This window comes from Pseudomonas sp. FP1762 (genome assembly GCF_030687105.1).
Classification (GTDB): Bacteria; Pseudomonadota; Gammaproteobacteria; order Pseudomonadales; family Pseudomonadaceae; genus Aquipseudomonas; species Aquipseudomonas siliginis.
Map to the genome: position 1 here is coordinate 5,882,663 of NZ_CP117458.1, position 26,652 is coordinate 5,909,314.

23 protein-coding genes are annotated in these 26,652 nt (G+C 60.4%); 11 read left to right on the plus strand and 12 right to left on the minus strand.

The window, feature by feature from the left end; all coding sequences use genetic code 11:
* Positions 1-507: 507 nt before the first annotated feature.
* From tssI to PSH90_RS26480, 5 genes are all read left to right on the plus strand, one after another.
* On the plus strand, positions 508-2,532 hold the full coding sequence (gene tssI / locus PSH90_RS26460) for a type VI secretion system tip protein TssI/VgrG (protein WP_305381789.1): 2,025 nt from the start codon (positions 508-510) through the stop codon (positions 2,530-2,532).
* Positions 2,529-3,377, plus strand: coding sequence for a DUF4123 domain-containing protein (locus tag PSH90_RS26465; RefSeq protein ID WP_095181220.1), 849 nt, complete (start codon positions 2,529-2,531; stop codon positions 3,375-3,377). Before tssI ends, PSH90_RS26465 begins: the two co-directional genes overlap by 4 nt.
* The gene (locus PSH90_RS26470) at positions 3,374-4,165 is read left to right on the plus strand and encodes a hypothetical protein (protein WP_095181219.1); all 792 of its coding nucleotides are present in this window, start codon (positions 3,374-3,376) and stop codon (positions 4,163-4,165) included. Before PSH90_RS26465 ends, PSH90_RS26470 begins: the two co-directional genes overlap by 4 nt.
* The gene (locus PSH90_RS26475; RefSeq protein WP_305381790.1) at positions 4,162-6,492 is read left to right on the plus strand and encodes a lipase family protein; all 2,331 of its coding nucleotides are present in this window, start codon (positions 4,162-4,164) and stop codon (positions 6,490-6,492) included. Before PSH90_RS26470 ends, PSH90_RS26475 begins: the two co-directional genes overlap by 4 nt.
* Positions 6,493-6,586: 94 nt before the next feature.
* Entirely contained in the window at positions 6,587-6,943 is a 357-nt protein-coding gene (locus PSH90_RS26480; RefSeq protein WP_150637178.1) for a hypothetical protein, read from the plus strand.
* 97 nt (positions 6,944-7,040) lie between these two features.
* On the opposite strand, the gene PSH90_RS26485 is transcribed toward PSH90_RS26480, so the two are convergent.
* The 3 genes from PSH90_RS26485 to PSH90_RS26495 form a co-directional block, all read right to left on the minus strand.
* A complete protein-coding gene (locus PSH90_RS26485) occupies positions 7,041-7,316 on the minus strand; it encodes an HU family DNA-binding protein (protein WP_003213368.1) in 276 nt (91 codons plus the stop codon).
* 190 nt (positions 7,317-7,506) lie between these two features.
* Positions 7,507-8,655, minus strand: a complete 1,149-nt coding sequence (locus PSH90_RS26490; protein ID WP_095181216.1) for an NAD(P)/FAD-dependent oxidoreductase — start codon at positions 8,653-8,655, stop codon at positions 7,507-7,509.
* Positions 8,656-8,674: 19 nt separating this feature from the next.
* Complete coding sequence (locus tag PSH90_RS26495) at positions 8,675-8,842, minus strand: rubredoxin (RefSeq protein WP_305381791.1); 168 nt, start codon at positions 8,840-8,842, stop codon at positions 8,675-8,677.
* Positions 8,843-9,043: 201 nt separating this feature from the next.
* On the opposite strand from PSH90_RS26495, the gene PSH90_RS26500 reads away from it, so the two are divergent.
* Together PSH90_RS26500 and ubiA are read left to right on the plus strand one after the other, a co-directional pair.
* On the plus strand, positions 9,044-9,604 hold the full coding sequence (locus PSH90_RS26500; RefSeq protein ID WP_076564594.1) for a chorismate lyase: 561 nt from the start codon (positions 9,044-9,046) through the stop codon (positions 9,602-9,604).
* The gene (ubiA, locus tag PSH90_RS26505) at positions 9,604-10,494 is read left to right on the plus strand and encodes a 4-hydroxybenzoate octaprenyltransferase (protein WP_122506247.1); all 891 of its coding nucleotides are present in this window, start codon (positions 9,604-9,606) and stop codon (positions 10,492-10,494) included. The genes PSH90_RS26500 and ubiA overlap by 1 nt, the downstream gene beginning before the upstream one ends.
* Positions 10,495-10,605: 111 nt before the next feature.
* On the opposite strand, the gene PSH90_RS26510 is transcribed toward ubiA, so the two are convergent.
* A complete protein-coding gene (locus PSH90_RS26510) occupies positions 10,606-10,989 on the minus strand; it encodes a hypothetical protein (protein ID WP_041476600.1) in 384 nt (127 codons plus the stop codon).
* 151 nt (positions 10,990-11,140) lie between these two features.
* Between PSH90_RS26510 and phoB the strand changes: the two genes are divergently transcribed.
* The 3 genes from phoB to PSH90_RS26525 all read left to right on the plus strand — a co-directional run bounded on the left by phoB (position 11,141) and on the right by PSH90_RS26525 (position 14,718).
* Entirely contained in the window at positions 11,141-11,830 is a 690-nt protein-coding gene (phoB, locus tag PSH90_RS26515) for a phosphate regulon transcriptional regulator PhoB (protein ID WP_007896474.1), read from the plus strand.
* Positions 11,831-11,967: 137 nt separating this feature from the next.
* Positions 11,968-13,254: a phosphate regulon sensor histidine kinase PhoR gene (gene phoR / locus PSH90_RS26520; RefSeq protein ID WP_231991049.1), complete on the plus strand. Its 1,287-nt coding sequence runs from the start codon at positions 11,968-11,970 to the stop codon at positions 13,252-13,254.
* 123 nt (positions 13,255-13,377) lie between these two features.
* On the plus strand, positions 13,378-14,718 hold the full coding sequence (locus PSH90_RS26525) for a hemolysin family protein (RefSeq protein ID WP_016772486.1): 1,341 nt from the start codon (positions 13,378-13,380) through the stop codon (positions 14,716-14,718).
* A 172-nt stretch (positions 14,719-14,890) separates the two neighbouring features.
* Here the strand turns inward: PSH90_RS26525 and PSH90_RS26530 are convergent, their stop codons facing one another.
* The 8 genes from PSH90_RS26530 to PSH90_RS26565 all read right to left on the minus strand — a co-directional run bounded on the left by PSH90_RS26530 (position 14,891) and on the right by PSH90_RS26565 (position 25,827).
* Entirely contained in the window at positions 14,891-15,787 is an 897-nt protein-coding gene (locus PSH90_RS26530; RefSeq protein ID WP_041476599.1) for a M23 family metallopeptidase, read from the minus strand.
* 316 nt (positions 15,788-16,103) lie between these two features.
* Positions 16,104-17,036, minus strand: a complete 933-nt coding sequence (locus PSH90_RS26535) for a response regulator (RefSeq protein WP_041476598.1) — start codon at positions 17,034-17,036, stop codon at positions 16,104-16,106.
* 176 nt (positions 17,037-17,212) lie between these two features.
* A complete protein-coding gene (phoU, locus tag PSH90_RS26540; protein ID WP_016772483.1) occupies positions 17,213-17,974 on the minus strand; it encodes a phosphate signaling complex protein PhoU in 762 nt (253 codons plus the stop codon).
* 119 nt (positions 17,975-18,093) lie between these two features.
* On the minus strand, positions 18,094-18,927 hold the full coding sequence (pstB, locus tag PSH90_RS26545; protein WP_041476597.1) for a phosphate ABC transporter ATP-binding protein PstB: 834 nt from the start codon (positions 18,925-18,927) through the stop codon (positions 18,094-18,096).
* 143 nt (positions 18,928-19,070) lie between these two features.
* On the minus strand, positions 19,071-20,741 hold the full coding sequence (gene pstA, locus PSH90_RS26550) for a phosphate ABC transporter permease PstA (protein WP_016772481.1): 1,671 nt from the start codon (positions 20,739-20,741) through the stop codon (positions 19,071-19,073).
* 16 nt (positions 20,742-20,757) lie between these two features.
* Positions 20,758-23,043: an ABC transporter permease subunit gene (locus tag PSH90_RS26555; protein ID WP_024014834.1), complete on the minus strand. Its 2,286-nt coding sequence runs from the start codon at positions 23,041-23,043 to the stop codon at positions 20,758-20,760.
* Between the two features lie 252 nt (positions 23,044-23,295).
* Positions 23,296-24,294 (minus strand): phosphate ABC transporter substrate-binding protein PstS, encoded by a 999-nt coding sequence (locus PSH90_RS26560; RefSeq protein WP_016772480.1) that lies wholly within the window; start codon positions 24,292-24,294, stop codon positions 23,296-23,298.
* A gap of 234 nt (positions 24,295-24,528) precedes the next feature.
* The gene (locus PSH90_RS26565; RefSeq protein ID WP_016772479.1) at positions 24,529-25,827 is read right to left on the minus strand and encodes an MFS transporter; all 1,299 of its coding nucleotides are present in this window, start codon (positions 25,825-25,827) and stop codon (positions 24,529-24,531) included.
* A 377-nt stretch (positions 25,828-26,204) separates the two neighbouring features.
* On the opposite strand from PSH90_RS26565, the gene PSH90_RS26570 reads away from it, so the two are divergent.
* Positions 26,205-26,609 carry an acyl-CoA thioesterase gene (locus PSH90_RS26570; protein WP_003229628.1) on the plus strand — a complete coding sequence of 135 codons (405 nt, stop codon included), beginning with the start codon at positions 26,205-26,207 and terminating at the stop codon, positions 26,607-26,609.
* Positions 26,610-26,652: the final 43 nt, after the last annotated feature.

Sequence of the window (26,652 nt, forward strand, 5' to 3'; positions counted from 1 at the left end):
AGGAGATCGCCCTATATGTCGCAGGGGTTTCCCTGATGCCGTTTATAAATCAGCGCATTTTCCCGGCTCCCGCCAAACCATTGTCCCAGAGCCTCGGCCGCAGCCGGGCGAGTTTACCTGACGCCCGCACCCTCGAGCGGCGTGCAGCATGCCAAATTCAAAAAAAAATAGAAGTAGGACACTTCCTAAAATGACCGGGTTCCATCGAGAAGTTTGCAGCGACAACGATCAATGCAAAAAGTGCCACTATAATGATGGCATTTCATTATTCTGAAACTTTACTCCCCCGGCAAATACTGGCACTTCGATAGTTATCCGAGCCGCGTCCTACAGACACTTCTCGCATCCCAACCAAGACTTCCACACCGGAATACTCTGACAAATTTCAGGGATACTTCTTACATCAATTAGTTTGCCGCGCCGCTAGCTTGCCTTGGCAACTTTTCATGCGCGGCGATCAGGGAGGACGGTATCGCGCGTTGACTCACTTTGCTTAAGGACAAGCCCATGTTCGGCAAAGGCCACTGCGCGCCATTCTCACTGCATATCCCGGCCATTCGTCACGACTTCAAGGTGCTCGCGTTCACTGGCACCGAAGCGATCAGTCAGCTGTACGCATTTCGCATCGAGCTGGTGAGCGAGTACGCGGATTTCGATCTGGAAAGCCTGCTCAGCCAGCCTGCTTTTCTGCAATTCGGGTTAGCGGGCGAAGGCATTCACGGGCGGATCGAAAATGTCATGCTCGGCGAATCGGGAAAGCGCCTGACCCGCTATGAGCTGTCACTGGTACCGGCGCTGCATTATCTGCAAATGAGCCACGACCAGCGGATTTTTCAGCAACTGACAGTGCCGCAGATCATCGCGCAAGTCCTCAAAGGCCATGGCATCCAGGCCGATGACTTCACGTTCAATGTCGCCGCCGGTGAGCCTCGTGAGTACTGCACGCAATACGGCGAAAGCGACTTCCTGTTCATTCAGCGCCTGTGCGCCGAAGAGGGTATTGCCTGGCACCACCAGCATTCGCTCGACAGGCACTTGCTGGTGTTCAGCGACAGCCCGGTGTTCGCGCGCAAATTGGGTACGACAGCCTTTCGGGTGGATAGCGGCATGGTCGCCGAACACCCGGTGGTCAACCACCTGAGCATGGGCTTCAACACCCGTACCAGCACGGTCACCCGCCGCGACTATGACCTCATGCGCCCAAGCCTGCTGCTGGAAAGCCGCTTCACCGCCGAGTTCACGCCGGCTCTGGAGGACTATCGCTATCCACTGCTGATCAAGTCCGAGAAGCACGGCAAACAGCTGGCGCGTCAGGCCTTGGAGCGCCATCGCAGCGACTATCAATGGATTGAAGGCAAAAGCAATCAGCCGATTTTGCGCAGCGGTCACCTGTTCAAGCTGAGCGAACATCCCAGGGCCGACTGCAACGAGTTGTGGCTGTTGGTCAGTCTCAGTCACGAAGGCAAGCAACCGGCAGTACTCGAAGAGGCTTTCAGCAGCGAGGCGAATCCTGCCGATGGTTTTTCCCAGGGCTACCGCAATACCTTCAGGGCCATTCCCGCAGAGGTGGTTTACCGTCCGCCTTTGCCCGCGCCAAGACCCTTGCTGGTCTGCCAGACCGCGCGCGTTACCGGGCCTCCCGGAGAGGAGATCTTCTGTGATGAATACGGCAGGGTTCGTGTCGAGTTTCCCTGGGATCGCGCTGAACGCAACAGCGAAAAAAGCAGCTGCTGGTTACGCGTAGCGTCCAGTTGGGCAGGTGACGGATTCGGTGCGGTGACCATTCCCCGGGTCGACATGGAAGTGGTCGTGACCTTCCAGGAAGGCGACCCGGACCAACCGCTGATTACCGGCTGCGTCGCCAACAAGGTCAATGCCGTCGCCCATCCCTTGTCGGCGAGTAAAACCCGCACGGTATTACGCAGCCAGAGCTCACCGCGCAATGGCGGCTACAACGAACTGTCGATCGAGGATCGCGCCGGGCAGGAGAAAATCTGCCTGCGCGCGCAGCGCGACCTCGAGCAACTGATCCTCAACGACAGCCGCAGCCTGATCACTCGCGACCGCTATGAGCATGTCGGCAATGACAGCACCAGTCTCATCGAGGGCAGGGATTCGCGCACCCATCAAGGACTGCGCAGCACCGTGATCAACGCCGATGACTTGTTGCAGGTCAGCGGTACCAGCAGCCAGACCCTGGGCGCTCTGGTGATCCAGGCCGGCCAGCAGGCGCATGTCACGGCAAGCAACGTGGTGATCGATGCCGGCATGAGCCTGACGCTGTCAGCGGGCGGTCATCACATCGTGATCAATGCCGGCGGGATTTTCAGCAGCGTGCCCATCGTTCAGGGCGGCGCGCCACTGCCGGCTCTCGCACCGCTACAACCGCTGCAAGTTGAGGCCGGCCTGCCAGCTGCGATCAACGCCACGCCGCTGTCGATCGTCAACAGCGCCCGCCAGCAGGCAGCGGATTTTTGCCCGCTGTGCGAAGCCTGCGCAGCGGGTCTGTGCGAGCTGGGAGAAGTCGCATGAGCCCGGTCGAACAATGGTTGCACGCTCAGTCCCGCGCCGGCTGCGATCTGTATCTGATGCTCGACACCGACGGCCACAGCGCAGAGCACGCTGCGTTGACCCGCGACCTCGGCACCGAGCGGTTTCGTCCGCTCTACACCGGCACGCCGGCCGAGTCGCTGGTGCCGACCGGCCCGCTGCTGTTGCAGATCGATACGGCGCAGCATCCCGCGATCCAGACCTTGCTCGCCACGCCCGAGCGCAATTGGGGCTGGCTGGCCAGTGCCCGTCACGTCGAACTTGATCTGCTGGCGGCGCATTGGCGCGATCGCCTGATAACCGGCGAACGTCCGAATCAGGCGGTGTACCGCGTGCATGACAACCGGGTTCTGGGACGTGCGCTGGCGCACCTGCAACCCGAGCACCGCGCGGCGTTTCTCGGGCCATTCAACAGCGTTTGCTATTGGCACGCAGAACGATGGAACGCCATCGACAACCCGGACCCCGGCCACCACCCGCTGCCGATGGATCCGCCGTGGCTGCACACGCCGACCCCGGAACTGATCTACGCCAACGTGCTGTTCGACAACACCCGCCGTTACCTGGTCGGCGAACACACCGAAGCCATGGCCGAGCTGGCCGAACAACTGGACGTCGATGAATGGTTGTGGGGCCTGATTCAACTGACGCACCTGTGGGGCTGGCAACAACCGGAGCACGTGCATTTCTTGCTGACCCGCAGTTTGCAGTTACCGGGATATCGGCCAGGCAAATCATGGCTGCCCAAACCCGGTGAAGATCCGGCGATGCATTTTGAGCGGGTATATCAGGAAGCGTTGTATTGGCAGGGAGAGGTAGGTCGATGAGGAACTTGAAACGAGGGTTGCTGCTGAGTGGTTGCCTGGGATTGCTGGTGGGTTGTACGACGGTGAAGACCCCGAACACCTTTATGTTTGTTCCGGATTTTCCACCTGGATTCAAGTACGACCTGACGGCCACCTATGTTCCGGCCAAGGGCCAAACATGCACCGTGCCTGGCGGGAGAAACACTCAGCTGGGATACAACAAAACCAATATGAAGTACCAAGGGACTTCCGAGATCCCGCTGTACAGAACCGTAAGCGAATGTCCGCTGGCGCTGAATTACATCGAGATCAAGGTCATCGGTATTTATGGTTCAGGGCGAAGCAACTTCAGCTATGACTACGCCTCGATTGCTGTACGTCCGGAGTTGCTGGAACGACAGATGGGTAGTTTCAGAGATGACGAGACAGCTGAGTTCTTTGGTGAGTGCATGTGGTCTTTTCGCACGGTGGGCCCGAAGCGTTATCTGATCAAACTGCTGACCTGCAAAAAAATGGATGCACAGGGCAATGTCGGGCGGAGCCGTCCTTTCACGGCGTACACGCTGACTCAGCTTTCTGGAAAAACGGTGACTCTGAAAATCCAATTATCTGAGCGGGAAAAGCCCGCTTTTGGTGACACGTGGGTAAAAGTGCCCGGCGGATGGAAGCGCTGCATGGGGAAAGCCTTTGAGGATCAGGATGCGTTCTGTTTCGGCAATTACAAAGACTTCAGCACATTCAGGATGGTAGACGAGCGCATCTGCACTATTTACCCCGATTGCACTGAAAACAAGGATCAGACCCCATGAGCATTGAGCCGACAGATTCCGGCATTGCGGCCTTTATGCAAGGCAACATCCACGCCTGCCCAAGACGCGGACAAGCCACAAGTTTTCAATTGGTGGACGAGTTCGGTGATGGCAAACCCTACGCCGGTTTGACCTACGAAGCCGTCGATTACGAAGATATTGTTTATACCGGCAAACTGGATTCCTCGGGCTCCGGAAAAGTTCTTGATCATTACTGCGGTCCCGTAACCCTGAAGCTCAGTCAGTTTTATCAGGGTAAAGAGGAAGTATATGCGCGACTGAAGGAACGACCGCACTACCCTCTCCCCATCACCGAACTCCAAGTCCGCGCCGAAAAAACCCGCTTCTTCCACAAAACAGGCACTCGCACCCAGGCCAACCCCGCCAAGGACCTGTCCGAAACCGATGCGTACTGCCAGGTCGAAGTCAGTGAACTGGTAAAATACATCGCCCACTTGCCGCCGCTGGCTGCTCGTCGCGACGCTCCGAAGAGGGCGGCGCACAAGCTCATGCGCCCCGCTGCGAAGTCCAGAGACTTCACGGTCGTCGATAAAACTTCTGCGGATGGCGGACTGCACACCATCTTGAGTGCGGCGGAGATGGCCACCGTCGAGTTGGGGTTTTCCCCGCCGCCGCCCAAGGGCGTCGCACTGCTGCCGAACAAACACCATGTGCTGGAAGTACGGCCGATGAGAGCGCTACGGCCAATGCTGTCGACAGGCGACGCGTTCTGCGCGCTCAACCTTTATCAGCTGTCGGTGATGGCGACGCTGAGCTACACCGATTTCGGACAGGAACCCAACACTCAACCGGTGCAGACCGACACGGTAAGCTTTCCGCTACAGCCCAGCAGCGGCAACTGGTTCGGCCACGCGCTGCCGCAGTTCGATGAGTTGTGGAAGGTCGATGACTCACAATCGCAGAAATACTATCCACTGTATGAAGACGTGCCGTATTCGAAACGCCTGGAAGTGGTGCCGTTTGACCCGAATCTTTACCCCGAAGTGAATGACCCCGCGTTAGGGAATCAACAAGAACACCCCGCCAGACTGCATTTTTTCGATGATCGCAAACAGGTCGAAAGCACGGACACTCAGGCTTTCATCTGCCACCACGACGAACTGATCCTGATCAGCGTACGCGGTACCAGTGAGATCTGGCCCGACGGCCGGCGTGACGGCGATGCCTATCAGGTTCCCTTTGCCGAAGGCGAAGGCAAAGTGCACCGCGGTTTCTACGGTGGCGCTTTGGCGGCTTATCCATTTATCGTGACTTATCTGGAAAAATTCTACAGCGGGCAAAAGCTGCTGATCACGGGTCACAGTCTGGGCGGTGCAGTTGCACTGATCCTGTCCGAGATGCTGAGACGCAACCTGGAGTTCTCCCCGCAAATCGTGCTCTACACCTACGGCGCCCCCCGTGCCGGCGACACCACCTTCATCGAAAGCGCCAGATCGCTGGTGCATCACCGCATCGTCAATCAGAACGATCCGGTACCGAGCGTGCCGGCGACCTGGATGAACACCTTTGCCAAGCCTGGGCCGATGTACGCAACCAACGCCGTGGTGCTGGGCTTCAACCCGGTCGCCGGCCTCGGCCTGCTGATCTGGGGAATCATCAATTTCTTTGGCGACGACTATGGGCATCACGGTGCTTTGCGCCATTTCATGCCCGTTGAGTTCGACAAGGACCACCGATCCTCCCTTCTCTGGGAGCCGGGTTGCAGCACGATCGTCGATCACGGCTGCGCCAAGGCCCTGCGCGCTACCAACGGCTTGCCCGAACGCGGATCGTTTCTGCGGCAGTTGTTCGACCGGGGTCACCACTCAATGGTCGGCAGCTACATCCCCGGCTGCTGGGCCAGCTTGCGCCGTTGGCAGGAAGCACTGCAGCTCAAGCGTTCGCTGGTGACCAATCGCGAATTCGAGTGGATCAGCAGCGCGCTGGAGAATATTCAGCAACAGCTGCGGGCCGTTAAGCGCGATCTGCAAAACAACCACCGTTCTTACGTGCGAGAGCAGGAGCGCGCGCACAAGACGCTGATGCTCAATCAGGAAATAGACAAGATCAGCATGACCAAAGCCCGCCTGACAGCGCTGCGCAGTCAACGGGTCACTGAGACCGACGTTTACGGCAGCTATGCCGACCAGCCCGAATGGGTCGAGGAAGGTCTGCTGCGCTGGAACGCCCACCCTGAAAACCTGGTTCAGGAGCAACTGGCGATGATCCCGCCAGCCGCTGAAGACCACGACGCCGCTATCGCCGCGATGACCGGTGGGCATGCAGTTGGCGCGCCGTTTCAGCTGGATATTGATTCGATTGTGTAGCGCCTGAACAACGGGCGGGCAAAACATGGCTGTGCCAGAATCCAACGCTCGAAAATGCGCTCCCTCTACTACAACTGCCAAGGAGCTTCATTTCATGGAACTGAAACCACTGTTTTTCGCCGCACTGATGTGGCTGCCCGCCTCCCAAGCGTCAGCGGACACCCCACAGCTGGAAGGCCATTACTACCTGACCGGCGCAATGGAAATGGGCGCCGAGTTGCTGTTGCGAAACGACGGCACCTTTGATGCCGGTGTGGCGTATGGCAGCGCCGATGGCTTTGCCAAAGGCACCTGGAAAGTCGAGAACCAGACAGTACTGCTGGAAAGCAAAACCAAGCCTGCCTCCAACAGCGATCTGGGCGGACTGTTCCAGGACCTGCAACTGGCGATCGAGCCAAACTGCCTGGCCGTGGATTTCGGCAACGGCAAGGCCTGCTTCCGACGCCAGTAAGCCAACAGACAGCCACAAAAAATGGGCACCCGACCGCAATCGGTGTGCCCATTTTTCATTTGCGGTTCTCCCCGTCATTCAGGGGAGCACGCCGCCATCAAGGATTGACGCTGTCTTTCAACGATTTGCCTGGCTTGAACGCCACGGTGTTGCTGGCCTTGATCTTGACCGGTTCGCCGGTCTGCGGGTTTTTGCCGGTGCGGGCGCCGCGGTGGCGTTGCAGGAAGGTGCCGAAGCCGACCAGCGTCACGCTGTCCTTGCGGTGCAGGGCGCCGGTGATTTCTTCGAGGACGGCGTTGAGGACGCGATTGGCCTGTTCTTTGGTCAGGTCTGCCTTTTCGGCGATTGCAGCGGCGAGTTCTGGTTTACGCATTAGTGAAGCCCCTTTGACGGTTTTTTGTTGTTATGTCCGTGCTGTTCTCGTTGGAACAGCGCCCAAGGCGCCGCAGGCTCTACTCTGCGGCAGACGGGAGTGAGAATGGCACGCCGCCAACGGCGGCGCCAGTCTCCCCAAGACCTTTGTCGGGGCAAAAGAGCGGTGTTTGCGACAGAACGACCGGCATTTACGCCAGCAACGGCGGCAGTTGTTTGTTGAGGGCCAGTTTTTCCATGACTGCCCCGCCGGTCAGGGCGTATCCGAGTAACTGACCGTCGGCACTGTGGCACAGCGCTTTGATGTCGGCGCCCTGCCCTTCGACGCTCCAAATGCCTTCGCTGCCCCGTGGCGGCGGCGAAACCACCAGCGGGCACACCGGGGTTTTCACGGTGATCGGCATCGGCCCATAGCTGACCGCGGTCGGGTTTCCGGCGAGGGTTTGCGCCAACGCGCGCGCGCAACTCATTAGCGGCATCACGTAAAGCAGGTTGAGCCCGTCGACTTCGGCGCAATCGCCCAAGGCGTAAATGTTGGCGTGAGAGGTCTTCAGGTAACGATCGACCATCACGCCGCGATTGATCTGCACGCCGGCAGCCGCTGCCAGATCGATGCGCGGGCGCAGACCGATCGCCGAGACCACCACATCGCACGGGATGATCTGACCGTCGGACAGGTGCGCTTCCAGGCCATCGACTACTTGCTCAAGGCGGGTCAGCACCGGGCCGAGGTGAAACTTCGCCCCGATACTTTCCAGCCCGGCCTGCACGGCCGCCGCAGCGGCAGGATGCAAAAGCATTGGCATGACTTGTTCGCACGGCGCGACCAGTTGCACTTCGTAGCCGCCGAGAATCAGGTCATTGGCAAATTCACAGCCGATCAGCCCGGCGCCGAGCAACAACACCCGACGCTTGCCCGCGGCTGCGGCACGAAAGCGCGCGTAGTCTTCCAGATCGTTGATCGGAAATACCAGTTCCGCGCCGTCGCCTTCGATCGGCACGCGCACGGTTTCCGCGCCCCAGGCCAGGATCAGATCACGATAAGGCACGGCTTCTTCACCGATCCACAAGCGTTTGTGGCCGGCGTCGATGCCGCTGATGCGCGTGTGGGTGCGCACTTCGGCCTTCAACTGCTCGGCCATGGCGCCGGGTTCGGCCATGCTCAGGCCGTCGGCGTCCTTGTTCTTGCCGAAGCCGGTGGAGAGCATCGGCTTGGAGTAAGAGCGGCCGTCATCGGCGGTGATCAGCAGCAGCGGGGTTTCGCTGTCGAGCTTGCGAAACTCGCGGGCCAGGTTGTAGCCCGCAAGCCCGGTGCCGATGATGACGACTGGTGCGCTCATGCCTTACTCCTCTATTTGCTTAGTTGATTTCAATCATTTCGAAGTCCATTTTGCCGACGCCGCAGTCGGGACACAGCCAGTCTGCCGGTACGTCTTCCCAGCGGGTGCCCGGCGCGATGTCGTCATCCGGCCAACCCTCGGCTTCGTTATAGATCAGGCCACAGACGATACATTGCCACTTCTTCATTCAGGTACTTCCTCAGGGTTCAGGCGTAGTGCCGGCGCGGACGGTCGATGGGTGTTGCGCTGCCATCCTGCTCAGGGCGTTTTGTACTGAGGGTGCCGCGCAGATGCAAGCCTGTTCGGCGCAACGGCGGCCGGCGCCGCTCAATCCTGTCGCCTGCCATGGTAAGCTCGCCGCCTCATTTGCGGCCAATAATGACTCATTGTGCAACATTCAAATGCCTGCCCCGCCCCGCTCTGGCTGACCCAAGACCGCCTGACGCCCCGCCCCGATCCGTTGACCCTGGACTGGTTGTTCGACGAAGGTTCGCTGACCCGCCGTTTGACCCGTTTGTCCGAGGATGGCTTCAGCGTGTCGCCGTTGTTCGAAGGCTGGGACACCCTGCGCGCTGATGAATGCGCGGCGCTGGATCTGGCCGAGGGCAGCGAAGGCTGGGTGCGTGAGGTGTATTTGCGTGGTCATGGCGAAGCCTGGGTGTTTGCCCGCAGCGTCGCCTCGCGCGCCGCCCTGCAAGGTGATGGTTTACACATGGATGAACTGGGCAGCCGCTCGCTGGGCGAATTGCTGTTTTGCGATCGCGCATTTCAGCGCCGCGCGATTGAAGTCTGTCACTACCCTGAACAATGGTTGCCGCCAGCGGTGCAAGCTCCTGAGCTGTGGGGCCGGCGTTCGCGTTTCGACCGTGGCGCGCTGAGCGTGCTGGTCGCGGAAATCTTCCTGCCGAGCCTGTGGGACGCCGCCCGCGCCCATCCGGAGAACTGCTGATGTATCAGAGCCTGCTCAAGTCCCTCAACCGTCTGAACCCGCGCGCCTGGGATTTCGTTCAGTTGACGCGCATGGACAAGCCGATCGGCATTTACCTGCTGCTGTGGCCGACATTGTGGGCATTGTGGATTGCCGGCAAGGGCTCGCCGTCGCTGGCCAACGTGGTGATTTTTGTTCTTGGCGTAGTGCTGACCCGTGCCGGCGGCTGCGTGATCAACGACTGGGCCGACCGCAAGGTCGACGGCCACGTCAAACGCACCGCGCAACGGCCGCTCGCCGCTGGCCGGATCAGCTCGAAGGAAGCGCTGGTGTTCTTTGCCGTGCTGATGGGCATCAGTTTTCTGCTGGTGCTGTGCACCAATGCGCCGACGATCTGGCTGTCGCTCGGCGGTCTAGCGCTGGCATTCACTTATCCGTTCATGAAGCGCTACACCTATTACCCGCAAGTGGTGCTGGGTGCGGCGTTCTCCTGGGGCATGCCGATGGCCTTTACCGCCGAGACCGGCGAGTTGCCAGCGGCGGCGTGGCTGCTGTGGATTGCCAACCTGCTGTGGACGGTGGGCTACGACACTTACTACGCGATGACCGATCGTGATGACGATCTGAAGATCGGCGTGAAATCCACGGCGATTCTGTTTGGCGAGGCGGATCGGGTGATCATCCTCAGCTTGCAGGCGCTGTCATTGGGCTGCCTGATCCTGGCCGGATCGAAGTTCGAGCTGGGGATCTGGTTCCACCTCGGTTTGCTGGTGGCTGCGGGGTGTTATGCGTGGGAGTTCTGGTACACACGCAGCAAGGACCGCATGCGTTGCTTCCAGGCCTTCTTGCACAACCACTGGGCAGGGTTGGCGATATTTGTCGGGATCGTGCTGGATTACGCACTGCGCTAATGCATGACACCTGTGGGAGCGAGCCTGCTCGCGAAGGCGTCATGTCAGTCACCTCTGCGATAACTGACACTTTTCGCGAGCAGGCTCGCTCCCACAGCGTCTGGGTTGCATCTATTTGGCCTTGGCGACTTTCCAGGCGCCGTCCATTTTGCCGTCGCCGGTCATGTCGCCGGCCTTCTTGTCCATCACGAAGGTGTACAACGGCATGCCCTGGTAGGCCCACTGCATCGTGCCGTCGTCACGCTTGATCACCGTCCAGTCGCCCATGGATTTGTCACCCGCCTGCGCCATCAACGGCGGCCAGTTTGCCGCGCACTTGTCATTGCACGCGGACTTGCCAGCGGAGTCCTTGGCGAAGGTGTACAGGGTCATGCCCTTGTGGTCGGTGTACATGCCGTCCTTTTCCATCGCCGGATCGGCCGCCATGGCCAGCCCCGGTATTGTCAGGGCGGCGGCCAGCAGCAGGGCTTTGAACGAAGCAGTCATCTGAGTCATGGAAACCTTCTTTTGTGGTTGTCAGGATTCGGACTTAGAGCTTAGTCGAGGATGGGTGCAAATGTTGCGGGCCTGAAATACTGTCACACGACTGCAATAATTCCGTTATCTAATGCGGCGCAAGACAGTTAAATGACAAGAGGATTAAGGCATGGTTGGCAGGAGCATTCTGATCGTCGACGACGAAGCGCCCATTCGCGAGATGATCGCCGTGGCGTTGGAAATGGCCGGCTATGACTGCCTCGAGGCAGAGAACTCGCAGCAGGCCCACGCCATCATCGTCGACCGCAAGCCGGACCTGATCCTGCTCGACTGGATGCTGCCCGGCACCTCCGGTATCGAACTGGCCCGTCGCCTGAAGCGCGATGAACTGACCGGGGACATCCCGATCATCATGCTCACCGCCAAGGGCGAAGAGGACAACAAGATCCAGGGCCTGGAAGTCGGCGCCGACGATTACATCACCAAACCGTTTTCCCCGCGTGAACTGGTCGCCCGCCTCAAGGCTGTGCTGCGCCGCGCCGGACCGACCGATGGCGAAGCGCCGATCGAAGTCGGCGGCCTGCTGCTCGACCCGATCAGCCACCGCGTGACCATCGACGGCAAACCCGCCGAGATGGGCCCGACCGAATACCGCCTGCTGCAATTTTTCATGACCCATCAGGAACGCGCCTACACCCGTGGCCAGTTGCTTGACCAGGTCTGGGGTGGCAACGTCTACGTCGAAGAGCGCACCGTCGACGTGCACATCCGGCGCCTGCGCAAGGCCCTCGGCGACGCTTACGAAAATCTGGTACAAACCGTGCGCGGCACCGGCTACCGGTTCTCCACAAAAGCATGAAAGCAGCTGCAAGCTTTCAGCTACAAGCGGCAAGAAACAGCGAGCCGCTCTGACTTGCAGCTTGTAGCTTGAAACTTGACGCTGCGGCTAAGGACGCCTCTGTGAATCAAAACTGGCATGGCACCCTGATTCGCCACATGTTGCTGCTGGTCACAGCGTGTCTGGTGATCGGGTTGATCACCGGCTATTACGGCTGGAGCCTCGCGGCGGGTCTGGGCCTATATCTGGCCTGGACGCTCAAGCAATTGCTGCGTCTGCACGAATGGCTGCGCCAGCACCAACCCGACGAAGCGCCGCCCGATGGCTATGGTCTGTGGGGCGAGGTGTTCGACAGCATCTATCACCTGCAACGCCGCGACCAACGGGTGCGCGGGCGTCTGCAAGCGGTGATCGACCGGGTGCAGGAATCCACCGCCGCGCTGAAAGATGCAGTCATCATGCTCGACAGCGACGGCAATCTCGAATGGTGGAACCGCGCCGCTGAAACCCTGCTCGGCCTGAAGACTCCGCAGGACAGCGGCCAACCGGTGACCAACCTGGTGCGCCATCCGCGCTTCAAGGAATACTTCGAGCAGGACAGCTTTGCCGAGCCACTGGAAATCCCTTCGCCGACCAACGATCGCGTGCGCATTCAGCTGTACCTGACCCGCTACGGCAACAATGAACACCTGATGCTGGTCCGCGACGTGACGCGCATCCATCAGCTGGAACAGATGCGCAAGGATTTCATCGCCAACGTCTCCCACGAGCTGCGCACACCGCTCACGGTGATCTGCGGCTATCTGGAAACCCTGCTGGACAATGTCGAAGAAGTGAACCCGCGCTGGAGCCGAGCCCTGCAACAGATGCAACAACAGGGCGGGCGCATGCAGACGCTGCTCAACGATCTGTTGCTGCTGGCCAAGCTGGAAGCCACCGACTATCCGTCGGACAACCAGCCAGTGCAGATCGACACCTTGCTGCAATCGATCACCAGCGATGCGCAGCAGTTGTCCGGGGCGAAGAACCAGCGCATCAGCCTCGAGGCCAATGCCGGAGTGCTGCTCAAGGGCAGCGAAGCGGAGTTGCGCAGCGCGTTCTCCAATCTGGTGTTCAACGCGGTCAAGTACACCCCCGCCGAGGGCAACATCCGCATTCGCTGGTGGGGCGACGATCAGGGCGCGCACCTGAGCGTGCAGGATTCCGGCATCGGTATCGACAGCAAACACCTGCCGCGCCTGACCGAGCGTTTCTACCGCGTCGATTCCAGCCGCAACTCCAACACGGGCGGCACCGGCCTCGGCCTGGCCATCGTCAAGCACGTGCTGCTGCGCCACCGCGCGCGCATGGAGATCAGCAGCGTGCCCGGCCACGGCAGCACGTTCACCTGCCATTTCGCCCCGGCTCAGGTGGCCAGCGCACGGGCGATCAGCGCCGCCGAGTGATGCCGCCCGGCACACGCCACTAGGCAATCGCACGGTCAGCCGCTACATTGGCTGACTTGTGCCTGCCTTTCAGGCGCTGTTTCTCCCTACTTTCGAATCACACGGAACCCGCAAAACTCCATCATGGACCCTTCCCCTGGCTTGTCCCTCGCAACCATTTTTGCCGACTTCGGCATGATTCTTTTTGCTCTGATCCTGGTTTTGCTCAACGGTTTTTTCGTTGCAGCGGAATTCGCCATGGTCAAATTGCGCTCGACCCGGGTCGAGGCCATCGCTGAACAACATGGCTGGCGCGGACATATCCTGCGCACCGTGCACAGTCAGCTCGATGCCTACCTGTCGGCGTGCCAGCTCGGCATCACCCTCGCCTCTCTCGGTCTGGGCTGGGTCGGTGAACCGGCGTTCGCGCATATTCTCGAGCCGCTGCTGAGCGCAGTCGGCGTCGACTCGCCCGAGATCATCAAAGGCGTGTCGTTCTTCACCGCGTTCTTCATCATTTCGTACCTGCACATCGTGGTCGGCGAGCTGGCGCCCAAGTCATGGGCGATCCGCAAACCCGAGCTTTTGTCGCTGTGGACCGCGGTGCCGCTGTACCTGTTCTACTGGGCGATGTACCCGGCGATCTACCTGCTCAACGCCAGCGCCAACGCGATTTTGCGTATCGCCGGGCAAGGTGAACCCGGCCCGCACCATGAACACCATTACAGCCGCGAAGAACTGAAATTGATCCTGCACTCCAGCCGTGGCCAGGATCCGAGCGATCAGGGCATGCGCGTGTTGGCTTCGGCGGTGGAAATGGGCGAGCTGGAAGTGGTCGACTGGGCCAACTCCCGCGAAGACCTGATCACCCTGGAGTTCAACGCGCCGCTGAAGGAAATCCTGGCGATGTTCCGTCGCCACAAGTTCAGCCGTTATCCGGTGTACGACAGCGAGCGCCAGGAGTTCGTCGGCCTGCTGCACATCAAGGATCTGCTGCTGGAACTGGCCGCGCTGGACCACATTCCAGAGTCGTTCAACCTGGCCGAGCTGACCCGCCCGCTGGAGCGCGTGTCGCGGCACATGCCGCTTTCGCAGCTGCTGGAGCAGTTCCGCAAGGGTGGCTCGCACTTCGCCGTGGTCGAAGAGGCTGACGGCAACATCATCGGCTACCTGACCATGGAAGACGTGCTGGAAGTGCTGGTCGGCGACATTCAGGACGAACACCGCAAGGCAGAGCGCGGCATTCTCGCCTATCAGCCAGGCAAGCTGCTGGTGCGTGGCGATACGCCGTTGTTCAAGGTCGAACGTCTGCTGGGCATCGATCTCGATCACATCGAAGCGGAAACCCTTGCCGGGCTGGTTTACGAAACCCTGAAACGGGTGCCGGAAGAGGAAGAAGTGCTGGAAGTCGAAGGCTTGCGGATCATCATCAAGAAGATGAAAGGGCCGAAGATTGTTCTGGCCAAGGTGTTGATGCTCGATTGATGGGAGTTTGGGGGGCTCTTGTGGCGAGGGGATTTATCCCCGTTGGACGGCGCAGCCGTCCCAAAACCATTGAATGCAGTCAGTTAGTACAGAGTTGCAATATTTGGGGCCGCTTCGCGGCCCAACGGGGATAAATCCCCTCGCCACAAAAACCCTCAACACCCTATCGCGCCTACTGTTTGCCCAACGCAAAGTTGGGCAACGCCCCCAGCGGCTGGTTGAACTGATAGGGAATCGACACCAGCCCTTCTCCGGTATTGCGCTGCACCACGAAGTGCAGGTGCGGGCCGCTGCTGTTGCCGGTGTTGCCCGACAGCGCCAGCGGGCTGCCGACCTTGACCCGCTGGCCTTCGCGCACACTCACCGAACCCTGTTTCAGATGCAGGTACACGCCCATGGTGCCGTCGTCGTGCAGCACCCGGACGAAATTGCCGGAGGCATCGGTACCGCGCCCGCTCTGGGAATTCTCGGTTTTCACCACTACTCCCGCTCGCGCGGCGATGATCGGCGTGCCCACCGGCATGGCGATGTCCATGGCGTAGCGGTTCTTCGGCCCGTAGTGGCTGTATTGGCCGTTGGCGCCCTGACTCAGGCGAAACGGCCCGCCACGCCAGGGCAGCGGATAGCGATAGCTCTGTGCGGTGCCTGCGGGGTCGCCCAGCGAATACTGGAACTGCGGCGAATACACCAGCGGCTGGTCACGGCTGATCGCCGTCAGCAGCGCCAGCCGTGTGTTGCTGCGCGGCGGCAGCACGCGACGGATCGCCCGCGCGGGCACGCCGCGCACATTGCTCGTGCCAATGAAGGCCAGGGCAACCTCGACCGGCGCGTACAAATCGTTGCGCGCAAACACCACGTCGACGCCTTTCTGCTTCTTGATGTCCAGGTACACCTGGCGGTCGAGGCGCTCGACCATACGGTCCTGAAACACGAACACCTTTGCGCCTTTGCTCGGGCGGTCGCTGTACGAGACCACGCCGTTGGCATCGGTGGATTTGTAGATGGTCATGGCCATCGCCAGCTGGGAGGCCAGGCAGAGACCGCAGAAAAACAGCAGGCGCGCGAGCATGGGCAGAAGTCTGTCGAGGGAAGGCCTGGGAATCAGCCTAGCAGCTGAGACAGACCAGGCTAGTCGACAGATGTTTCAAATGATCGTCCCCACGCTCTGCGTGGGGATGCAGCCCGGGACGCTCTGCGTCCCCTGCACAGAGGACACGGAGCGTCCGGTTGAGGCATTCCTTTGCTGCGCGTGGGAACGATCAGAGCACGGGAGACAAGTGGTGTTTTGGCTGGCCCCTTCGCGAGCAGGCTCGCTCCCACATTTGGAATGCGTTCCAGGGTGGGAGCGAGCCTGCTCGCGAAGGCGGCCTATCGGGCGACGAAGCTTACGCGCCGGGTACGAAATGCTTCTGCGCCGTGCCCCGGGCGATCAGGCGCGAGATGTAGTCGAGCTTCTGCGCATCCTGGTCGACAAAGCGGAAGGTCAGTTGCAGCCAGTCGCTGTCGGCTTTCTGCTCGTGGGCGACGATGGCGTGCAGGTAACCATTGAGCCGCGCGATCTCGGCGTTGTCGCCCTGCTCCAGATCGAGCACGGCGCTGTCGAGGATCTGCGGCAGGGTTTCGGTGCGCTTCACCACCAGCAGGGCTTCCTTGATGCTCAAGGCCTTGATCACGCATTGCTGAGTACCGCTCGGCAGGCGCAACTGGCCCTGACCACGACCGCCCACCGGCGCCTTGGATGCACCGGGCGCCTGAACTGGCGGGCTGTTGAGCAAACCGCGCGACGGCGCAGCGGCTGGAGCGGGTGCAGCAGCGGCAGGCCTGGCCGCAGCGCCGCCGACCACGGCAGGCTTGCCGCCGGTCAGTGCGCTCAGGGAATCGTTGCCGAATGCCGAATTCATCTTGGTCGGCGCGCTGTTCATCAAGGTGTCGAGCTTGCCGACCTTGTTCAGTGCCTGCTTGACCTTGGTCAGCAGCTGCTCGTTGGTGAACGGCTTGCTGACGTAACCGGATACGCCGGCCTGAATCGCCTGCACGACGTTTTCCTTGTCACCACGGCTGGTGACCATGACGAACGGCATGGTCTTGAGGTTGTCCTGCTCGCGGCACCAGGTCAGCAGTTCGAGGCCGGACATTTCCGGCATTTCCCAGTCGCACAGCACCAGGTCGAAAGCCTCTTTGGCCAGCATCGCCTGGGCCTTTTTGCCGTTGATGGCGTCCTCGGTGCGGATCCCCGGGAAGTAATTACGCAGGCACTTTTTCACCAGGTCACGAATGAACGAAGCATCGTCCACGACCAACACACTGATCTTGCTCATCCAACACCCCTATTAAAATCCCGGCAAGCATAACGCTGGCTGATGGCACATTGCCAAAACTCTTCAGTCACGCCGGGACTTTTCGTTCGCGGGTGCTGCTTTTAATACGAATCCGCTTCTGAAAAGCAGAAACAAAAACGCCCGGCCAGAGGGCCGGGCGCTTTTCTCAGGCAATCTTACTTATCGTCAGCTTCGCCCGGAACATTAGCGGTTTCAGCGCTTGTGCCTTCAACTTCTTCCTTCATGCGCTTGAGGCCCATGTGGCGCACGTCGGTGCCGCGCACCAGGTAGATCACCAGTTCGGAGATGTTGCGCGCATGATCGCCGATGCGCTCCAGTGAACGCAGGACCCAGATGATGCTCAGCACCCGCGAGATAGAGCGCGGGTCTTCCATCATGTAGGTGGCCAGCTCACGCAAAGCGGTTTTGTATTCGCGATCGATGATCTTGTCGTACTGCGCCACCGACAAGGCCAGATCGGCGTCAAAACGCGCGAAGGCGTCCAGCGCATCACGAACCATGTTGCGCACCTGGTCGCCAATGTGACGAACCTCGACGTAACCGCGCGGCGCTTCACCTTCTTCGCACAACTGGATGGCGCGGCGGGCGATCTTGGTGGCTTCGTCGCCGATACGCTCGAGGTCGATCACCGATTTGGAAATGCTGATGATCAAACGCAGGTCAGAGGCTGCCGGCTGACGACGGGCAAGAATGCGCAGGCATTCTTCGTCGATGTTGCGTTCCATCTGGTTGATCTGGTCGTCGATCTCACGGACCTGCTGAGCCAGGCCGGAGTCGGCCTCGATCAGCGCCGTGACCGCGTCGTTGACCTGCTTCTCGACCAGCCCGCCCATGGCAAGGAGGTGACTGCGCACTTCCTCCAGTTCAGCGTTGAACTGCGCGGAAATGTGATGGGTAAGGCCTTCTTTGGAAATCATTGTTCGCTCCGCGAAAGTTGCAAGCTTCAAGCTGCAAGCTTCAAGCAGTTATGTATAAGTCCTGATATCGCACCAATTATTTCTTGCCGCTTGAAGCTTGCGGCGTGCAGCTGCTCCAATCAGCCATAGCGACCGGTGATGTAGTCTTCGGTCTGCTTCTTCGCCGGATTGGTGAACAGAGTATCGGTGTCGCCGAATTCCACCAGTTTGCCCATGTACATGAACGCGGTGTAGTCGGACACCCGTGCCGCCTGTTGCATGTTGTGGGTAACGATGACGATGGTGAACTTGGACTTCAGCTCGTAGATCAGCTCTTCGACTTTCAGCGTCGAGATCGGGTCGAGAGCGGAGCAAGGTTCGTCGAGCAGCAGCACTTCCGGCTCAACCGCGATGGTACGGGCGATCACCAGACGCTGTTGCTGACCACCGGACAGGCCGAGGGCCGAGTCGTGCAGACGGTCTTTGACCTCGTCCCACAATGCCGCGCCTTTCAACGCCCACTCAACGGCTTCGTCGAGGATGCGCTTCTTGTTGATGCCCTGGATGCGCAGGCCATAGACCACGTTTTCGTAGATGGTCTTCGGGAACGGGTTGGGCTTCTGGAACACCATGCCGACGCGACGACGCAGTTCGGCAACGTCTTCGCCCTTGCGATAGATGTTGTTGCCGTACAGGTTGATCGCGCCCTCGACACGGCAGCCGTCGACCAGATCGTTCATCCGGTTGAAGGTACGCAGCAGCGTCGACTTACCGCAGCCGGACGGGCCGATGAACGCGGTCACACGCTGCTTCGGGATGTTCATGCTGACGTCGAACAGTGCCTGTTTGTCGCCGTAGTACAGGCTCAGGCCCGGCACTTCGATGGCGACGGTTTCCTGCGCCAGGTTGAGGCTCTGCTTGTCGCGGCCCAGGGCAGACATGTTGATGCCGTGGCTGTGTGTTTCGTGCTGCATGGGAGGCTCCCTGTGCTAACAAATTCGGTTCGGTTTTGTAGGAGTGAGTCTGCTCGCGATTCAGGCGCTGCGGTTTGTCTATGAAACCGCGGTGATGCCTTCGCGAGCAGGCTCGCTCCCACATAAAAATCAGTGCTGCAAAATCAGCTATCCAGTGCTTTGTATTTTTCGCGCAGGTGGTTGCGGATATACACCGCCGACAGGTTCAGCGTCGCGATCACCAGCACCAGCAGCAGCGCGGTGGCGTACACCAGCGGGCGGGCTGCTTCGACGTTGGGGCTCTGGAAGCCGACGTCATAAATGTGGAAGCCCAGGTGCATGATCTTCTGGTCCAGGTGCAGGTACGGGTAGTTGCCGTCAACCGGCAGCGACGGCGCCAGTTTCACCACACCCACCAGCATCAGCGGCGCCACTTCACCGGCGGCACGGGCCACGGCGAGGATCATGCCGGTCATCATGGCCGGGCTGGCCATCGGGATAACGATTTTCCACAGCGTTTCCGCTTTGGTCGCGCCGAGGGCCAACGAGCCTTCACGCACGGTACGAGGAATCCGCGCCAGACCTTCTTCGGTCGCCACAATCACCACCGGCACTGCCAGCAGCGCGAGGGTCAGCGAAGCCCAGAGCAGGCCCGGCGTACCGAACGTCGGCGCCGGCAGAGCTTCAGGGAAGAACAAGCGGTCGACCGAACCACCCAGCACGTAGACGAAGAAGCCCAGACCGAACACGCCGTAAACGATCGCCGGTACGCCGGCGAGGTTGTTCACCGCGATACGAATGACGCGAGTCAGGGTGTTCTGCTTGGCATATTCGCGCAGGTACACCGCTGCCAGCACGCCGAACGGTGTAACGATCATCGCCATGATCAGGGTCATCATCACAGTGCCGAAGATCGCCGGGAAGATCCCGCCTTCGGTGTTCGCTTCACGCGGGTCGTCGGAGAGGAATTCCCAGATCTTGCTGAAGTAGAAGCCGACCTTGGTCAAGGTACTCATGCCGTTCGGCTGGTAAGCGTGAACCACTTTGCCCAGACCGATTTCGATTTCCTTGCCGTTGGCGTCACGGGCGGTCAAGGCGTCGCGGTTGAACTGTGCATGCAAATCAGACAGACGTGCTTCGATGTCTTTGTAGCGCGCGTCCAGCTCGGCGCGCTCGGACTCCATGTCCGCTTGTGCGGTGGCGTCGAGTTTGCCTTCCAGCTCCAGTTTGCGGCCATGAAGTCGGATGCGTTCGAGGCCGGCATTGATTGCGCCGATGTCGGTTTTTTCCAGCGTTTTCAGTTGAGCCGCAAGATCGTTCACCCGATCGATGCGCGCTTGCAGTTCAGGCCAAGCGGCCTCGCCTTCGGCGATGACCTTGCCATCCTGTTTGACGTTGACCAGGTAGCCGTAGAAGTTGCCCCACTCGCGACGCTCGATCGCCATCAGCTCGGGCGGCGTGGTCTGCTTGGTCAGCCACTCGCCGACGATCCAGGTGAAGTCGTTACCGTTCAAGTCACGGTTGCCGACCTTGATCAGCTCGCGGGTCATGAATTCCGGACCTTCGTCCGGCACCGGCAGACCGGCGCTCTTCAGACGTGCGCGCGGCACTTCTTCTTTCTGCACCACTTCGCCGATCACCAGGTGATTGGCCTGGCCCGGTACGTCGTAATGCGCGTGGATCAGGTCCGCCGGCCAGAAGTGACCGAGACCGCGCACGGCAATCACCGCCAACAGGCCAATGGTCATGATGACCGCGATGGACACCGCGCCACCGCTGATCCAGACGCCCGGGGCGCCGCTCTTGAACCATCCTTTCAGGGAGTTCTGTTTCACAGACTTCTACCTTTGCTTAAAGCGACGAGTATTTCTTGCGCAGACGCTGACGAATCAGTTCTGCCAGGGTGTTCATGACGAAGGTGAACAACAGCAGCACCAGCGCCGAGAGGAACAGCACGCGGTAGTGGCTGCCGCCGACTTCCGACTCGGGCATTTCCACCGCGACGTTGGCGGCCAGGGTGCGCAGGCCTTCGAACAGGTTCATCTCCATCACCGGGGTGTTGCCGGTGGCCATCAGCACGATCATGGTTTCGCCGACCGCACGGCCCATGCCGATCATCAGCGCCGAGAAGATGCCCGGGCTGGCGGTCAGGATCACCACGCGGGTCATGGTCTGCCATGGCGTCGCACCCAGGGCCAGCGAACCCAGGGTCAGGCCGCGCGGCACACTGAACACGGCGTCTTCGGCGATCGAGTAGATGTTCGGGATCACCGCGAAACCCATGGCCAGACCGACCACCAGGGCGTTGCGCTGGTCGTAGGTGATGCCCAGGTCATGGGAGATCCACATGCGCATGTCGCCGCCGAAGAACCAGTTCTCCATGAACGGGCTCATGTACAGCGAGAGCCAGCCCACAAACAGGATCACCGGAATCAGCAGCGCACTTTCCCAGCCGTCCGGGACTTTCAGGCGGATCGACTCGGGCAGGCGGCTGAAGGTGAAACCGGCGACCAGAATGCCGATCGGCAGCAACATCAGCAGGCTGAAGATGCCCGGCAGATGGCCTTCTACGTACGGCGCGAGGAACAGGCCGGCAAAGAAACCGAGGATCACCGTCGGCATCGCTTCCATCAGCTCGATCACCGGTTTGACCTTGCGGCGCATGCCCGGCGCCATGAAGTACGCGGTGTAGATCGCCGCAGCGACGGCCAGTGGCGCGGCCAGCAGCATGGCGTAGAACGCGGCTTTCAGGGTGCCGAAGGTCAGCGGCGACAGGCTCAGTTTCGGTTCGAAATCGGTGTTGGCGGCGGTCGATTGCCAGACGTATTTAGGCTCGTCGTAGTTCTCGTACCAGACCTTGCTCCACAGCGCGCTCCACGATACTTCCGGGTGCGGGTTGTCGAGCAGCAGCGGTTGCAGCTTGCCGCCGGCTTCGACGATCACCCGGTTGGCGCGCGGCGACAGACCAAACAGGCCCTGGCCTTCAACCACCTGATCGACCAGCAACGTGCGGTGTGCGGTGCTGTGGAACACGCCGAGCTTGCCGCTGGCATCAAGGGCGAGGAAGCCTTTGCGGCGTTCTTCGGCAGCGATTTCAACGATCGGCGTGGTGCCCATCTGGAAGGTGCGGATCTGCTTCAGACGCTGCTCGCCATCGGTATCGCGAGCCATGAACCACTGGGCCAGACCGCCCTTGGAATCGCCGACGATCAGCGAGATACCGCCGACCAGCTGCGCGGTGGCAGTGACTTGGGCGTCAGCGTTTTCCAGCAGTTTGTAGCGCCCGTTGAGGCTCTTGTCGCGCAGGCTGAACACGTCGGCCTGAGCACGACCGTTGACCACGTACAGCCACTGCTGGCGCGGGTCGACGAAGATGTTTTTCACCGGCTCGGTCATCTGCGGCAGATCGATGCGCGTCTGCTCGTTGGTGACTTCGCCGGTCATCATGTTTTCTTCGCTGGTCAGCGACAGCACATTGAGTTGCGAGCCAGTGGAGCCGACCAGCATCAGCGTCGAGTCGGTGGCGTTGAGGCTGACATGCTCCAGCGCGCCGCCGCTTTCGTTCAGCGCAATTGGCGCCTCGCCATAGGGATATTCGATGGCCGGGCTGATGGTTTTCTTGCCATCGGGATAGCTGACTTTATAGGTATGACGGAACACCAGCGCCTGACCGTTGGACAGACCCACGGCCACCAGCGGATGACCCGGCTGGTCTTCGCCAATAGACGTCACAGTGGCGCCCGCAGGCAGCGGCAGATCGACACGCCTCAATTCAGCGCCACTGTCGAGATCGAAGAACAGCGCCTGGCCCTTGTCGGATACACGCATGGCCACCTGATTCTGCTCCTCGAGCGAGATCATCAGCGGCTTGCCCGCGTCCTGCATCCAGGCCGGGGTGATCGAGTCTTTCGCGGTCAGGTCGGCGCCTTGAAACAGTGGCGCAACGACGTAGGCGAGGAAGAAGAAGATCAGGGTGATGGCCGCCAGCACCGCCAGGCCGCCGACGAGGACGTACCAACGGGTGAAGCGATCCTTGAGCGCGCGGATGCGGCGCTTGCGTTGCAGCTCAGGCGTATTGAAGTCAATGCGCTTGGGAGGGGAAGACGTAGTCATTGGGGAATTGGCCAGATCATTCATGCGCACACCCTAGCGATCCTGTATGACAGAAAGATGACAGTGCAGTGACGCAGCAAATCCGCCAGCCGGAAGTCCGGCAGCGGAGTCGAGAATTCGAGGTTGTGAAACCTGTGCAGGAGCTGTCGAGTGAAACGAGGCTGCGATCTTTTGATCTTGCGATCAGAGGCCAGATCAAAAGATCGCAGCCTCGTTTCACTCGACAGCTCCTACACGGTTCCAGCAGGTCCGGGGGGTTGCCCCGGATCTGCGGTGTTACTTCTTGGCGACAGCGCCGCCTTCTTGCAGACCGAGGTCAGCCAGTGCTTTGGCAGCAACCTTGGCTGGCAGCGGGATGTAACCGTCTTTCACTACCACTTCCTGGCCCTGCTTCGACAGCACCAGCTTCACGAACTCGGCTTCCAGCGGGGCCAGAGGCTTGTTCGGGGCTTTGTTGACGTAAACGTAGAGGAAGCGCGACAGCGGATACTTGCCGTTCAGGGCGTTTTCTTCGGTGTCTTCGATGAACTCGCCGCCTTCTTTCTTGGCCAGGGCTACGGTTTTCACGCTGGCGGTCTTGTAGCCGATGCCCGAGTAGCCGACGCCGTTAAGCGAGCTGCTGATCGACTGCACCACCGACGCCGAACCTGGTTGTTCGTTGACGTTTGGCTTGTAGTCACCTTTGCACAGGGCTTCTTCCTTGAAGTAGCCGTAGGTGCCGGACACCGAGTTACGGCCGAACAGCTGGACCGGCTTGTTGGCCAGGTCACCGGTCACGCCCAGGTCACCCCAGGTCTTGACGTCAGCTTTGGCACCGCACAGGCGCGTCGAGGAGAAGATCGCATCGACCTGAGCCATGGTCAGGTGCTTGATCGGGTTGTCCTTGTGCACGAACACGGCCAGGGCATCCACGGCAACCGGGATCGCCGTCGGCTTGTAGCCGTACTTCTGCTCGAAAGCCTGCAGCTCGTTGTCCTTCATCTTGCGGCTCATCGGGCCCAGGTTAGCGGTGCCTTCGGTGAGTGCAGGTGGCGCGGTGGAAGAACCGGCAGCCTGAATCTGGATGTTGACGTTCGGGTATTCTTTTTTGTAGTTCTCGGCCCACAGGGTCATGAGGTTTGCCAGGGTATCGGAACCGACGCTGGACAGGTTGCCCGACACACCAGTGGTCTTGGTGTAGCTCGGGATAGCAGGGTCAACAGCGGCGAACGCGTTGGCAGTCGCAACGCCAGCAGCGACAAAAGTCATTGCCGCCATCAAACGCTTCAGTTTCATGCCTTACTCCTAGCAGATAGGGTGTGTTAAGTCGGGGCCAAGTATCAGCAGGCCATGTGAACACTCTATGGCTGAAATATGACAATTGGATGAAAGGCCAGCATCGGGTTTTGCTGGATGATTTGTGGCGTCCCCATTCGCGAGCAGGCTCGCTCCCACAATTGAAATGCATTCCAACTGTGGGAGCGAGCCTGCTCGCGAAGTGGCCGGTATTGGTGGAGTAGATCCTGGGCTTTAGCGCCCCTTCTTCCAGAGCCAGGCGCCTACCAGAATTCCCATCCCGCACAGCACTGCCACATAGTAGGCAGGCCCCATCGCGCTTTCCTTCAGCAGCAGGCTCACCACCATTGGCGTCAGGCCACCGAAGATCGCGTACGCGACGTTGTACGAGAACGACAGGCCACTGAAGCGAACCACCGGCGGGAACGCTTTGACCATCACGTACGGCACCGCGCCGATGGTGCCGACCAGCAAACCGGTCAATGCGTACAGCGGGAACAACCAGTCCGGGTGGTCGGCGAGGCTGTGGTAGAAGGTCCAGGAGCTGATCAGCAGACCGAGGCAGCCAAAGACGAAGACGCGACCGGCGCCGAAGCGATCGGCCAGCGCGCCAGCGCCAATGCAGCCGAGGCTGAGGAAGACGATGGCCAGGCTGTTGGCCTGCAGCGCCGTGGTTGGCGAGAAGTGGTAGACCGTTTGCAGCACGGTCGGGGTCATCAGGATCACCACGACGACGCCAGCCGAGAGCAGCCAGGTCAGCAGCATCGAAATGGCGATGGCGCCGCGATGATCACGCAGCACCGCGCGCAACGGCACTTCTTCGGCCAGTGCCTTGCGCAATTGCAGTTCGGCGAACACCGGTGTCTCGTGCAGCCAGCGGCGCAGGTACACCGAGAACAGGCCGAACACGCCGCCGAGCAGGAACGGGATCCGCCAGGCGTAATCCGACACTTCGGCTGGCGTATAAATGCTGTTGATCGCAGTGGCGACCAGCGAGCCGAGGAGGATGCCGGCAGTCAGGCCGCTGGTGAGCGTGCCGCAGGCATAACCGATGTGCTTTTGCGGTACGTGTTCGGAAACGAAGACCCACGCTCCCGGCACCTCACCGCCAATAGCGGCGCCCTGGATCACCCGCATCAGCAGCAACAGGATCGGCGCCCAGATACCGATCTGCGCGTAGGTCGGCAGCAGGCCCATGATCAGCGTTGGCACCGCCATCATGAAAATGCTCAGGGTGAACATCTTCTTGCGCCCCAGCAGGTCACCGAAGTGCGCCATGACGATGCCGCCCAAAGGACGTGCCAGATAGCCGGCGGCGAAGATGCCGAAGGTCTGCATCAAGCGCAGCCACTCGGGCATGTCGGCCGGGAAGAACAGCTTGCCGACGACGGTGGCGAAGAAAACGAAGATGATGAAATCGTAGAACTCCAGCGCCCCGCCGAGGGCGGACAGCGACAGAGTCTTGTAGTCATTGCGGGTCAACGGTCGTGCGGGTTGCTCGGGCTGCGCGAGGCTCGAAGGCGCTGTGGTCATGGCAAGGGCTTCTCTTATAGTCGAATCTGTCGCCACAACAACGCTGGCGGTGGCTTGGACAGGTTCGGCACCATAGCAAATTGTTCGAAAAAGCACATAGAGGCGCGTAATTGACGGTCGAAATCAGAACCGGGTGGTCGTCGCGGGGTCTATCGACCGATATACTCGCCACCTGCGCAGGATTTGTAAGAGGTTGCTGTGCGAAAACGTTGTTGGCCCGTCCTTTGCTCGGGATTTAGCCTTTTTCGCAGAGTTTCCCTTTAGGCGCCTGATGGAAAACGTGACGAACGCAGTGTGTTCGGTGTTGAATCGTTTTTCTTGAAGACGGCTACCACCCGCAATACCCACGAAGAGTCACGGGTCAGAGGCCCCTCGGCATGATAGAGCTCGAACAAGAAGATCCGATCCCACAGGGCGACCTGGCCCTGCAAATCACCGCACTTCCCCGCGAAACCAACGGCTTTGGCGATATTTTCGGCGGCTGGCTGGTCGCGCAGATGGATCTGGCCGGCACCGCCATGGCCAGCCGGGTGGCCGGTGGCCGCGTTGCCACTGTCGCCATCGACCGCATGGCGTTCCTCGTCCCGGTCGCGGTCGGCGCGCAGTTGTCCTTTTATACCCAGACCCTGGAAATCGGCCGCAGCTCGATCCAGATGATGGTCGAAGTGTGGAGCGATGACCCACTCTCCAGCGAATGGCGCAAGGTCACCGAAGCGGTTTTCGTTTTCGTCGCCATCGACGGCAGCGGTCGCACCCGTTCGGTGCCGCCACGCGCGCGTTAAACCTCGCGACCGTTTTGCGGTCGATAGTCGTCCCCAGTGTCTG